Raw genomic sequence first — 12966 nt, forward strand, 5'->3', positions numbered from 1 at the left:
GTCGATTGCCTCGACGGGGTTTCTTGCGCGGATCATCGCCGGGCCGGCCGTCGGCGTGACACCGCTTTGCGCAGTTCCTCGGCCCACAGGACGGAAGACGCGATCGCGGTGGCGACGAGCCAGTCGAGGGCGGTCAAGGCTGTCGTGCCGAACAGGGATTGCGCGGCGGGCAGGTACACGGCGCAGACCTGCAGGGCGAGCACCGAACCCAGCGCGGCCCAGAGCCGCCTGTTGCGGAACAAGAGCCCTCCGAACGCCGAGGAGTGTTCGTCGCGGACGTTGAGGATGTTGAAAAGCTGGAACACCACGAAGGTGACGAAGGCGAGGGTGTGCGCCACTTCGATGCCGCGGTCCAAGCCGTGTGCGAACGCGTAGAGGGTCCCGGCCACCATCACGAGTCCGGACAACAGGATCCGCGCCAGGCGGCCCGCACTGAGGATCTGCGCTCCCGGGCGTCGTGGCGGCTCCTCCATGACGGATCGCCGCGGTGGTTCCAGACCGAGCGCCAATGCGGGGGGACCGTCGGCGATCACGTTGACCCACAACAACATCAGCGGTGTCAGAACGCTGGTTCCGGTACTGAACAACAGGGAGCCGATCACCATGGTGAGGATCGCGGCGACATTGGTGCCGACCTGGAAGCGGACGAACTTGACGATGTTGTCGTAGATGGTGCGGCCGGCGCGGACGGCCCGGACGATGGTCGCGAAATTGTCGTCGGTGAGGATCATCGCGGCGGCTTCCTTGGACACGTCGGAGCCGGTGATCCCCATGGCCACCCCGATGTGGGCGGCTTTGAGCGCCGGCGCGTCGTTCACGCCGTCACCGGTCATGGCGACGACCTCACCTCGCCGCTTGAGCGTGTCGACGATGCGGATCTTGTGCTCCGGCGCCACCCGCGCGAACACGCCGGTAGTGGTCGCCGCCTGTTCGAGGGCATGGTCGTCGAGCCGGTCGATGTCCGGTCCCGACATGCCGTCGCCCCCGATGCCGACCGCGCGGGCGATGGAGGTAGCGGTGGCCAGGTGATCACCGGTGATCATCTTGACGTCGATTCCGGCGGCATGGCATTCGGCGACCGCGGTGCGGGCTTCCGGTCGTGCTGGATCGAGCAGGCCGATCAGCCCGGTCAGGACCAGTCGGCGCGGCAGCGCGGGCGCCCCGGCGTCCATGTCGCCGTGGGCGACAGCCAGGACGCGCTGACCTCGTCCGGCGAGATGATCGAGTTCTGCCAGCACCCGGCGGCGTGCGTCGTCGTCGAGCGGGACGTCACCGTGTTCCCGGCGCACATGGGTGGCCAGGTGGAGCAGGACGTCCGCCGCGCCCTTCACGTGCGCACGGATCGCGGGCCCGTGACGATGGAACGTCGCCATGTACTTCAAAGCGGAGTCGAAGGGGATCTCGGAGACGCGGGGAGTGGCGCCGCGCAGCGCCATGACGTCCAATCCCGCCTTGCCCGCCAGGGTCACCAGCGCGCCCTCGGTCGGATCGCCGACAAGAGCGGCGTCCTGGACCACCGCGTCGTTGCACAGCACCGCGCTGGTCAGCAGCTCACCGAGATCGGGGACTTCACCGCCGTCTTCGGCGGTGATCGCGCCTTCGAAGCCGTAGCCCTCACCCGACACCAGGTAACGGCGTCCGGCATACCACAGCGAACGCGCGGTCATCTGGTTCAGCGTGAGTGTGCCGGTCTTGTCGGTACAGATGACCGTCGTCGCGCCCAGGGTTTCCACGGCGGGGAGCCGTTTGACGATCGCGCGCTGACGCGCCATCCGCCGCATTCCCAGTGCCAGTGTCACCGTGACGACGGCGGGCAGCCCCTCCGGGATGGCGGCCACGCCGAGCGCGACGGCCAGCGTGATCACCTCACCGATACCGCCGCCGGCCGCGAATTGCAGGACCGCCACGAGGAGGACCGCCACCCCGGCGAGGCAGGCCAGGCGGACACCGAGCTTGTCCAGCTGCCGCTGCAGCGGGGTCCGTGTCGAATCGGTGCGTTCCAGCAGCCCGGCCACCTTGCCGATCTCCGTGCGCATGCCGGTGCCCGTGACCAGCAGCTCGCCACGGCCCCTCGTGACGATGCTCGTCATATGGGCCATGGACGTCCGATCGGGCAGCGCCATCTCGCCCTGCCGCGGCGCCGCGGATTTGGGGACGGGGGCGGATTCGCCGGTCAAACCGGATTCATCGGTTTCCAGGTTCACTGTCGACAGCACCCGGCCGTCCGCCGGCACCCGGTCACCGGCGTCCACCAGGACGACGTCACCCGGCACGAGCTCGGCCGCGGGCACCTCGGTCACCCTGCCGTCGCGGCGGACCCGGGCCGACGGGCTGAGCAGGCTCTTCAGCGCGGCGACCGCGCGATCCGCCCTTCGTTCCTGCACGAAACCCAGGACACCGTTCAGGCCGAGGACCAGTCCGATGACGAGCGCTTCCCGATACGACCGCTCCACCACGCCCGCCAGCGCGGCCGCCACCACGAGCACGAGGTTCAGCGGGCCGGCCACCTGTGCCACCAGTACCCGCCACCACGGCCTGCTCGGCGCCTCGGCGAGCCGGTTGGGCCCGGTCACCTCGAGCCGGTCGCTCGCGTCCGAGGAGTCCAGACCACGCCCCGGATCGACGTCGAGGCGAGACGCCAGCTCTCCGGTCTCCAAGCACCACGCATCGGAGACGTCCGGCACCTGGCGTGTCCCGCGTCCGGTCAGCGGCGCGGCTTTCACTGCCGAGCGGGCGGGACGACGGCCACCGGAGAGGCGGCGTGGTGGATCAGCGCCTGGCTGGTGGAGCCCAGGAGCAGCCCGCGGAAACCACCTCGGCCTCGGGAACCGACAACGACGAGTTGGGCGTTCTCGGAGTGTTCGAGCAAGGTGTGCGCCGGCCGGTCGCGAACGACGATGCCTTGAACGGGCACGTCGGGGTACTTGCTCCGGTAGGCGTCGAGCTGCCGTTCCACCAGCCGCGCCTCCGCCGCCCGGATGACCTCCCAGTCCAGCGCGGACCCGAACTCCCAGGCGTTGCTCACGGCGAAGTCCGACCACGCGCGCACGGCGACCAGACGTGTACCGCGCGCCGCGGCGACGTCGAAGGCGAAAGCCAAAGCCGCGTCACTCGTCGGCGAGCCGTCCACACCGACGACGACCGGTGCGTCCTGCGGCCGATCCGTTCCCCGGACGACGATGACCGGGCAGTGTCCGTGGGTCGCCACCGCGACCGCGATCGAGCCGACCAGCAGCCCGGTGAACCCACCCAGGCCACGAGAGCCCAGCACGATCAACTCCGCCGAGGCCGAGCGCCCGATGAGGTGCTCCGCCGCGGCTCCGCCGCGCAGCTCGGTGGTCACGTCGACCTCGGGGGCCGCATCCCTGGCCGCCTCCGCCGCCGCCGCGAGTACTTCCCGTCCTTGTTCGATCAGCGCGTCGGCGTAGGGCCTCGGCAACTCGACCCCGGGCGGCATCTGTACCGGGATCAGCATGCAGGCATGCGTGATCGACAACGGCGCCTTCCGCCTTGCCGCTTCGACCGCGGCCCAGCGTGCCGCCTGGAGGGCCGAAGAAGAGCCGTCCACACCCACCACTACCGGTCGCACGTCTGGTGCGGTCATCGTGTCCTCGAATCGGGAGAGTAAGTCCCGCCCCCATGGGCGGTGCTGATCACGTCATCCACCCTGCCGTTCCCCGGGTTCCGGTCCCAGTGCCATCGGCCGAGTTTCGTAGGGACCAAGGTCCCCGGCCGAGTACGCCGAAGATCCCTTGGTGCCGCACCCCGTTCCCGGCAGGATCGGGGAAAGAGACCGGTCGTGGCCGCATCGGCGCCTTCGAGAGGCCTGGTCCTATTCCCCGAAGAAGGAGAATTCCTTGCTGTCCCCAGCATCCGCCGCGGTTGTTCGTGTCACCTTGCCCGTCGTGCGCGCGCACGCCGTGGAAATCACCGGTGAGTTCTACTCGTCGATGTTCGCCGCGCATCCGGAACTGCTCGACCTGTTCAACCAGGGCAACCAGGCCGACGGCCGTCAGAAGCTCGCGCTGGCGTCGGCTGTCGCCGGCTTCGCCGAGTATCTGCTCGCCGAGGACGGCGACGACGCCGCGCCGTTCGAGCGAGTCGCCGAGCGGATCGCGCACAAGCACGTGTCGCTGGGCATCCGGGCCGAGCAGTACCCGCTCGTCGGTCATCATCTGCTCACCGCCGTCGGCACGGTCCTCGGTGCCGCGGTAACCCCTGAGGTCTCCGCGGCGTGGCACGAGGTCTACTGGCTGCTCGCCTGTCGGCTGATCGCCGCCGAAGCCCGCCTCTACGAACGTGGTGACCTCGATCCCGCCGCCCTCTGGCGCCGCTGGCGCGTGGCCAAGCGCCTCGACGAGGCCGTCGACGCGGTGTCGTTCACCCTGGTGCCCGATGACGGCGCGGCCGTCCCGGACTTCCTGCCCGGCCAATACGTTTCGGTCGCCGTCGACCTGCCCGACGGCCGTCGCCAGCCTCGCCAGTACTCCTTGTCACACGGTCCGGGAAGGGGCTCGCTGCGGATCACCGTCCGCCGGGTTCGCGGCCGCGACAGCGCCCCGGACGGCGCGGTGTCCAACCACCTGCACGACCGCGTGACCGAAGACGACACCCTGCTTCTCGGGCCACCCGCGGGCGAGACGACCCTCGACACCGGTGACGGACCGGTGCTCCTGGTAAGCGCCGGCATCGGGATCACCCCGATGGCCGCCATGCTGGATCACCTCGCCCGCACCCAGCCGACGCGGCGGATCGTCCTCGCCCACGCCGATCGCTCACCCGCTCACCACGCGCTTCGCCGCGAATGTGCCCAGACCGCGAAGGGGTTGGGCGAGGCCGAGGAGTTGTACTGGTACGAGAACGGCCACGACGACAGCTCGCGGCCCGGTCTCATGGACGTCGACGCGCTCCCGTTGCATCCGGGCACCACCGCCTACCTGTGTGGCCCCTTGCCGTTCATGCACGGGATCCGCACCGGACTGATCCGGCGCGGCCTGCCCGCCGAGCGCGTTCACTACGAGGTGTTCGGCCCCGGAATGCTCGAACGGGGCTGACGCCCGTGTGCGGTACATGAAGGCCCTCTTCCTTGCGCCAGACGCAAGGAAGAGGGCCTTCATGTACTTGTCGAGGATAAGGGCGAACCTGGCGTGTCCCTGGGACTGGCTTCGCGGCATGGCAACAGTGGCGGTTCGGGAACACTGGACCGCGCCCACCCCACGACACCCGTCGGCCTACTCCAGCCGAGATGAGCGTTCCGAGGCACGGGCGGAGACGTCAGCGTCGCTGCAAAATCCGGTCAGACGGCGTTTGAGACAGAGCAGGCCAACGATGGCCCCGTCGTGATCGACCACGGCGAGGCGCCGCTGTCCGCGTGCCAAGAGGAGCAGGCGTGCCTGTTCGGCGGGCACGTCCACGGTGACCGTCCGGCCCGACATCCGCGAGTGGGGCAGAGCGAGGTCGGCACCGTCCAGATCCGCGGGCAGGTCGGTGCGGAGGAGGGTGCCGATGAGACGTCCGGACTCCGTGAGCAGGAGCATGTGGACGTGGTCGTCGGCGAAGCAGGCCCGGGCCTGATCGACGGAGATGTCCGCTGGTGACGTCTTGGGCCGCCGCACCAGCACGTCGCCGACGGTCTTGCCGATCAGCCCGGGTTGAGCGGGAGCGGGCACGGTATGTCCTCCTTGCTTGAGGGGTAAGACAAACGTGGCGTGACCGAGCCTCTGCGGTGAAAGACCCTTTCGCTGGCCTGGTCGTGGGTCGGGTTGGTCGTGAGTGGCGTGGTTCTGGACTGGCCGACAGGAGTCAGCCGCGCTCTTCATTGTCCACAAGGGACGCTTTTCAGCGGCGAAATGCCTGTTTCAAGGCCATATGCCCGATTCGGCGAGGGGGTCGTGAGTGGCAAGTAGGGTTCTAACCCTCTTTGCCACTCACGACCCCCTCGGCAACCGCACAAATCGCTCGACTCTGGCACTGATATCTCGAAGAATGTCCCTTATGGACAGTCGGGAAAGTGTCTCTTCGGCAAGTCCCGCTCCCACCTGTACCGATCCTCAAGGAGAATCGGGGCTCACTGGCGAGTCCGCTGCCACTCACGAGCCCGTCCAGGCCTCATTGCCGGGTGTCGTGCAGGGCTCGATCCCGCACGTCGGCCGGTGTCGGGGCAGGAGTCACGGGCTTCCCCCGGCGGCCGCGGTAGACGACGTAGGGGCGCCACAGGTAGGCCAGCGGCGCCGACCACACGTGGACCAGCCGCGTGAAGGGCCACAGCGCGAGGAAAAGGAATCCGCCGATCGCGTGCAGCTGATAGACGAGCGGCGCGCCGGTCATCAGGTGCGGTTCGGGAGAGAACCAGAAGACGCCGCGGAACCAGACGGCGATCGTCTCGCGGTAGTCGTAACCCTCGCCGAGGAGATTGGTCCCGACCGTGGCGGTCATCCCGAGTACCACCATCGCGGCCAGCGCGACGTAGAGCACCTTGTCCATCGTCGTGGTGACCCGGCGGACGCGGCGGTTGACGAAGCGGCGGGCGATCAGTAACGCGAGGCCAGCCACGAGCATGACACCGGTGACGGTGCCGCCCCAGACTGCGGTGGCGTGGTAGACGTGCTCGGAGATCCCGATCTTCGCCGTCACCGAAGCGGGCACCAGCAGGCCCATGGCGTGACCGGCGATGACACCGAACGCTCCGAGGTGGAACAACGGTGAGCCCAGCCGCAGGATGCGGCTCTCCAGCAGTTGGCTGGTATGGGTGGTCCAGCCGAACTGGTCGTGGCGCCACCGCCACACGTGACCGAGGAGGAACACCGCCAGGCAGGCGTAGGGGACGACGATCCAGACGAACGTGCTCACGGGGCACTCTCCATCGAACGGTTGTTGAAGGGGTGCGCGTGGGCACACGCTTCGGTACTGAGATCGGGACCGAAGCCGATGGTGGCGACATCGGTGCCGTACGGCGCGAGCCCGACCGATTCCACGGGAGGGCCGTCTTCGGCGAGCGCGCGGATCGTGTCCCGGTCGGCCTCGGTCAGTGGCGGTAACGCGGCGACGACCGCCTCGAGCACGTGCCGGTAGGGCGATCCGCATTCGTCCAAAGTGGAGCGCAGGAGCTCCAGTCCCCGGCGGTGCTGGCGCAGCGGCGCCTCGCCGTCGCCCGGGCCGGCGACCGCGGCGAACTCGAGTACCACCGGCAGCAGATCGGGCAGCTCGCCAGGGGTCAGGCGCAGGCCGTGGGCGCGGTAGCGCTGTTTGAGGGTGAGCAGGGCGATGCCGCGCTTACGGGTGTCGCCGTGCAGGTAGTAGGTCAGGTACAGCCCCGAGCGCCGACGCAGGTCGAACGTGCGGACGTAGTGGGTCTCGACCTGGAGGGAGTCGGTGGTCAGGAACCAGTCGAGGAACGCGGTGAGTTGTTCCCGCACCTCGCCGTGGGTGATCTCGCCGACGGCGGCGAACAGTTCCTTCCCGGCCCCGATCAGTGCGGCGTCGGGGTAGGTGAGCAGCACCGAGGCGAGTTCGAACAGCCGGGTCCGGTCGGTACCCTCCACAATGGACTGTTCGGGTGCGGTCATGAGCGGCCTCCGGCGGGATCGATGGTCAGGCCGAGCCTGCCGTCGCCGCGGCGCGCGAACAGGCTCCGGCGGCCCGGGCGGACCTGCCGGTCTTCGGTCACGAGGTGGAACCGCTCGGCGGTCGCGGCCGGTTCGGTCATCCCGGGGCCGCCGGTGCAGTCCAGCGAACAGTCCGAAGTGGACGCCGCCTGTGCTTCGAGCGCGGCGGCGTCCTTGGCGTAGGCGGCGGGGATGACGTAGCGCTCGTCGTACTTGGCGATCGCGAGCAGCCGGTACATCGCCTCGATCTCTTTGCCGGACATGCCGACGGCCTCGCAGAGTTCCTCGGCGACGGTGCCGTCGAGGGTGCGGGCGCGCATGTAGGAACGCATCGCGGCGAGCTTCATCAGCACGCCCGCCACCGCGTCGGCGTCGCCCGCGGTGAACAGTTCGGCGAGGTATTCCACGGGGATCCGCAGATCACGGATGGTGTGGAAGACGTCGTCGGCGTCGGTGTCGTCGCGGCCTGCGGCGTTGACGGCGTCCAGCACGGGGGAGAGCGGCGGGACGTACCAGACCATCGGCAGGGTGCGGTATTCCGGGTGCAGCGGCAAAGCGATCTTGTACTCGCTGATCAGCTTCCACACCGGCGAGGCCTGTGCGGCGAGCACCCACTCCTCGGGCAGGCCCGCCTCGGTCGCCATACGCACCGTCTCGGGATCGTGCGGGTCGAGAAACACCGCTCGTTGCGCGGCCAGCAGCTCCCGCTCGTCTTCCACGGAGGCGGCGGCGAGCACCGCGTCCTCGTCGTAGAAGACCAGGCCCAGATAGCGCAGCCTGCCGACGCAGGTCTCCGAACAGATGGTGGGCTGGCCGGCTTCGATGCGCGGGAAGCAGAAGGTGCACTTCTCGGCCTTGCCGGTGGCGTGATTGACGTAGACCTTCTTGTAGGGACAGGCGCTCACGCACATGCGCCAACCGCGGCAGCGGTCCTGGTCGACCAGGACGATGCCGTCCTCCTCGCGTTTGTACATCGCGCCCGACGGGCAGGCCGAGACGCAGGCGGGGTTGAGACAGTGCTCGCAGATCCGCGGCAGGTGGAACATGAAGGTCTTCTCGAACTCGAACCGCACCCGTGCCGCCGCGTCGGGGTCCATCGCGGTGATGTTGGGATCGGTACCGGCGCGCTCGTGGGCGCCGCCGAGGCTGTCTTCCCAGTTCGCGCCCCATTCGAGGCTCATCGGTTCCCCGGTGAGGGCCGACCTCGGTTGCTTGACCGGGGTGTCGGTGAGCCCGGCGGGCGCGGTGACGAGGACGTCCTTGTCGAAGGTCGCGGGCTCGTAGTAGTCCTCGAGCGTCGGCAGGTCGGGGTTGACGAAGATGCGCGAAAGCCGCTTCGCACGGCCGCCGGAGCGCAGGACCAGCCGTCCCTTCTTGTCGAGCTTCCAGCCGCCCTTCCAGCGTTCCTGATCCTCGTAGTGCTTGGGGTAACCGATACCGGGTTTGGTCTCGACGTTGTTGAACCAGACGTACTCGGTGCCTTCGCGGTTGGTCCAAGTCTGTTTGCAGGTCACCGAGCAGGTGTGACAGCCGATGCACTTGTCGAGGTTCATCACCATCGCGACCTGGGCGCGGATGCGCATGTCAGTACTCCACTTCCTGGCCGCGGCGGCGGATCACGGTGATCTCGTCGCGCTGGCTGCCGATGGGGCCGTAGTAGTTGAAGGCGTAGGTCAGCTGGGCGTGGCCGCCCGCGAGATGGGTCGGCTTGATGAGCAGCCGGGTCATCGAGTTGTGGTAGCCGCCGCGCTTTCCCCTGCCCTTGCCGCTTTTCTCGGTCTTCGGGACGTTCACGGTGCGTTCGGGGGAGTGGTACTGGAACACCGTGCCCTCGGGCATCCGGTGGCTGACGACGGCGCGGGCCACGATCACGCCGTTGCGGTTGACGGCCTCGACCCAGTCGTTGTCGGCGACACCGATCTTGGCGGCGTCCTCGACACTCATCCAGATCACCGGACCACCGCGGGAGAGCGCGAGCATGAGTTCGTTGTCGTGGTACATCGAGTGGATCGACCACTTCGCGTGCGGAGTGAGAAACCGGACGGTCACGCCGCCGTCGGCGAGTTCGCCGGGCTTTCCGAAGTGCCGGGCCATGTTCAACGGCGGCCGGTAGCCGGGCAGATGCTCGCCCAGTTCGGCGACCCAGTCGTGCTCGACGAAGAAGTGCTGCCTGCCGGTGAGAGTGTGCCACGGCTTGCGCCGTTCGACATTGATGGTGAACGGCGAGTACCGGCGCCCGCCCTTTTCCGAGCCGGACCACTCCGGGCTGGTGAACACCGGCTGCGGCGCCTCCTGAGTGGACGCGTACGTGACGTGATCGGTTTCGTGGCCCTCGATCAGGTCGGTGAACTGGTGACCGGTCCGCTTTTCCAGTTGCTGGAAGCCTTCGTGGGCAACGCGGCCGTTGGTCGTGCCGGACAGCGCGAGGATCGCCTCGCACATCCGGTCCGCTGTGGACAGTGACGGACGGCCGGCGAACGGGCCGTCGGGCACGACGCCGTTCTGGTGGCGCAGGTACTCCAGCTCGGTGGTGACGTCGACGGTGATGCCCTTGGTCGTGGTGCCGAGCTTGTCCAGCAACGGGCCGACGGCACGCATCTTCGCGCCGATGAGCGTGTAGTCACGTTCGATCTCGACCAGCTTCGGCATCGTCACGCCCGGCACCGGTTCGCACTCGCCGCGCTTCCAGTCCCGGACCCGGCCGGACGGCGTCGCGAGCTCGTCGGGCGTGTCGTGCTGCAGCGGCGCGGCGAGCACGTCGCGGCGGGTACCGAGGTGGGTGACCGCCAGCTCGCTGACCTTGTCGGCGATGGAGAGGAAGGCGTCGTAGTCGGTGTGCACCTCACCCGGCGGGGCGACGGCGGGTGAGAACGCGTGCACGAACGGGTGCATATCGGTGGTGGAGATGTCGTGCTTCTCGTACCAGGTGGCGGCGGGCAGGACGACGTCGGAATGCAGGCCGGTGTTGGTCATCCGGAAGTCGATCGCGGTGAGCAGGTCGAGCTTGCCGGTGGGCGCTTCGTCCCGCCACACCACGTCACGGGGACGCTCCTCGGGACCGCACTCGTCGGCCGACGCCAGCGAATCCACGCCGAGCAGGTGCTTCATGAAGAACTCGTTGCCCTTGCCGGAGGAGCCGAGCAGGTTCGCCCGCCACAAGGTCAGGCAGCGGGGGAAGTTGGCGGGGTCGTCCGGGTCGTCGGCGACGGCCTTGAGCCGTCCCGCGCGCAGCTCTGAGACGATGTGCTCGCTCGTGCTCACGCCCGCGGCCGCGGCCTCGTCGGTGAGGTCGAGCGGGTTGCGGTCGAACGCCGGATGGCCCGGCGACCAGCCCATGCGCTGAGCTGCCGCGACGGTGTCGGCGAACGCCATACCCGCCAGCCGTCCCTGTCCCAGCGGCGAAGCGAGCTCGTCGGCGGGCACCTTCTCGTAGCGCCACTGGTCGGTGTGCAGGTACCAGAACGGGGTGCTCGCCTGGTGCCGCATCGGTCGCTGCCAGTCGAAGGCGAAGCTCATGTGCTGTTGCCCGGTGATCGGCCGCGCCTTCTCTTGGCCGACGTAGTGCGCCCAGCCGCCGCCGTTGACGCCCTGGCAGCCGGTGAGCGTGACCAGCGCGATGAAGGCGCGATAGGTCATGTCCGAGTGGAACCACTGGTTCGTGCCCGCGCCGAGCGCGATCAGGGAACGGCCGCGGCTGCGCTCGGCGTTGCGGGCGAACTCGCGCCCGATCTTGGCCGCCATCGCCGCGGGAACACCGGTGAGCCGCTCCTGCCACGCGGGCGTGTGCGGGGCGTCGGCGTCGTCGTACCCGGTCGGCCATTCGCCGGGCAGGTCGCCGCGACGGACGCCGTACTGGGCCATGATGAGGTCGAAGACGCCGGTGACGAGGTGGTCGCCCACGCGCTTGACCGGAACACCGCGGCGCATGGTGGCGCCGCCCTCGGTCTCGCCGATGTCGAACCGGGCGAGGTCCACGGGAACCTGTCCGGTGGCGTGATCGAGCACGCCGAGCGCGGGCACGACGTCGCCGAGGTCGAGGTTCCACCGGCCTTCGCCCTCAGGGCGGTAGCGGAATCCCAGCGACCCACCCGGCACCACCGGGGCACCGGACGTGTCGTCGAGCAAAACGGTCTTGTGTCGAGCGCCAGGATCTTCGTCGCCGAGGTCCGCGGCGGTGAGGAACCGGTCCGCGACATAGACGCCCGGTTCCCGTTCGCGAAGCGTCACCAGGAAGGGCAGGTCGGTGTAGGACCGCACGTAGTCGGTGAAGTAGGGGACCTGGCGGTCGCGGAAGAACTCGGTGAGCATCACGTGGCCCATGGCCATCGCCAGCGCACCGTCGGTGCCGGGCCGAGGGGCGAGCCAGTCGTCGGCGAACTTGACGTTGTCGGCGTAGTCGGGGCTGACGGCGACGACCTTGGTGCCGCGGTAGCGGGCCTCGGCGAGGAAGTGGGCGTCCGGGGTGCGGGTGACCGGGATGTTGGAGCCCCACATGACCAGGTAGGTGGAGTTCCACCAGTCGCCGGCCTCGGGGACGTCGGTCTGGTCGCCCCACACCTGGGGCGAGGCGATCGGCAGATCGGCGTACCAGTCGTAGAACGACAGCAGCGTGCCGCCCAGCAACGCGTGGTAGCGGGTGCCCGCCGCGAAGGACGCCATGGACATCGCCGGGATCGGTGAGAACCCGACGACACGATCGGGCCCGTAGGCCTTGGTGGTGTACACATGCGCGGCGGCGACCAAGGTGGTCACCTCGTCCCACGACGCGCGCACGAACCCGCCGCGACCGCGCTGTCCTTTGTAGACGGCTGCCTTGCGCGGGTCCTCGACGATGTCGGCCCAGGCTTCGACCGGATCGCCGAACCGCCGCAGCCCCGCCCGGAACATCGTGATCAGCGAGCCCCGTACGTAGGGGTGCCGGACTCGGGAAGGCGAGTACTCATACCAGGAAAAAGACGCCCCGCGCGGACAACCCCGGGGTTCGTAGTCCGGGCTGTCCGGGCCAGTGGTCGGGTAGTCGGTCGCCTGGTGCTCCCAGGTGATCAGCTCGTCCTTGACGAATACGTTCCACGAGCACGAACCGGTGCAGTTGACGCCATGGGTCGACCGCACGACCCGGTCGTAGCTCCATCGGTCGCGGTAGAACGACTCCCAGGCACCGGAATCGATCTGGTGGAGGGTCCGGCCGTGGTCACCGACCGTCTCCTTGGTCAGGAAACGACGGGCACCGAGCAGCGGCCCGTGGCCGGGAACGTGGTCGTTCGCAGGGGCAGGATGGGAAGACACGGGGACGCGGCTCCTTCGAGTGATCCGGACACCGGGACCGAGGCGGGTGACCGGTAAGGCATCACCTATGTTCGGC

General features: G+C 68.8%; 8 protein-coding genes. 1 reads left to right on the plus strand and 7 read right to left on the minus strand.

Translation table 11 applies throughout. The features are described 5' to 3' along the window. Positions 1–32: 32 nt before the first annotated feature. Positions 33–2723 carry a cation-translocating P-type ATPase gene (locus AC069H_RS19805; protein WP_478233342.1) on the minus strand — a complete coding sequence of 897 codons (2691 nt, stop codon included), beginning with the start codon at positions 2721–2723 and terminating at the stop codon, positions 33–35. Next, positions 2720–3604 carry a universal stress protein gene (locus tag AC069H_RS19810; protein ID WP_478233343.1) on the minus strand — a complete coding sequence of 295 codons (885 nt, stop codon included), beginning with the start codon at positions 3602–3604 and terminating at the stop codon, positions 2720–2722. Before AC069H_RS19810 ends, AC069H_RS19805 begins: the two co-directional genes overlap by 4 nt. A gap of 253 nt (positions 3605–3857) precedes the next feature. Between AC069H_RS19810 and AC069H_RS19815 the strand changes: the two genes are divergently transcribed. After that, a complete protein-coding gene (locus AC069H_RS19815; protein ID WP_478233344.1) occupies positions 3858–5054 on the plus strand; it encodes a globin domain-containing protein in 1197 nt (398 codons plus the stop codon). 177 nt (positions 5055–5231) lie between these two features. Here the strand turns inward: AC069H_RS19815 and AC069H_RS19820 are convergent, their stop codons facing one another. The 5 genes from AC069H_RS19820 to AC069H_RS19840 all read right to left on the minus strand — a co-directional run bounded on the left by AC069H_RS19820 (position 5232) and on the right by AC069H_RS19840 (position 12890). Continuing rightward, positions 5232–5669: a CBS domain-containing protein gene (locus AC069H_RS19820; RefSeq protein ID WP_478233345.1), complete on the minus strand. Its 438-nt coding sequence runs from the start codon at positions 5667–5669 to the stop codon at positions 5232–5234. Between the two features lie 439 nt (positions 5670–6108). Continuing rightward, positions 6109–6849: a respiratory nitrate reductase subunit gamma gene (gene narI / locus AC069H_RS19825; RefSeq protein WP_478233346.1), complete on the minus strand. Its 741-nt coding sequence runs from the start codon at positions 6847–6849 to the stop codon at positions 6109–6111. Then, positions 6846–7565, minus strand: coding sequence for a nitrate reductase molybdenum cofactor assembly chaperone (narJ, locus tag AC069H_RS19830; protein WP_478233347.1), 720 nt, complete (start codon positions 7563–7565; stop codon positions 6846–6848). Before narJ ends, narI begins: the two co-directional genes overlap by 4 nt. Next, on the minus strand, positions 7562–9187 hold the full coding sequence (gene narH, locus AC069H_RS19835; protein WP_478233348.1) for a nitrate reductase subunit beta: 1626 nt from the start codon (positions 9185–9187) through the stop codon (positions 7562–7564). The genes narJ and narH overlap by 4 nt, the downstream gene beginning before the upstream one ends. A gap of 1 nt (position 9188) precedes the next feature. Continuing rightward, positions 9189–12890, minus strand: a complete 3702-nt coding sequence (locus AC069H_RS19840) for a nitrate reductase subunit alpha (RefSeq protein ID WP_478233349.1) — start codon at positions 12888–12890, stop codon at positions 9189–9191. Positions 12891–12966 lie beyond the last annotated feature (76 nt).

It is taken from the genome of Amycolatopsis sp. NPDC043887, from assembly GCF_056435665.1.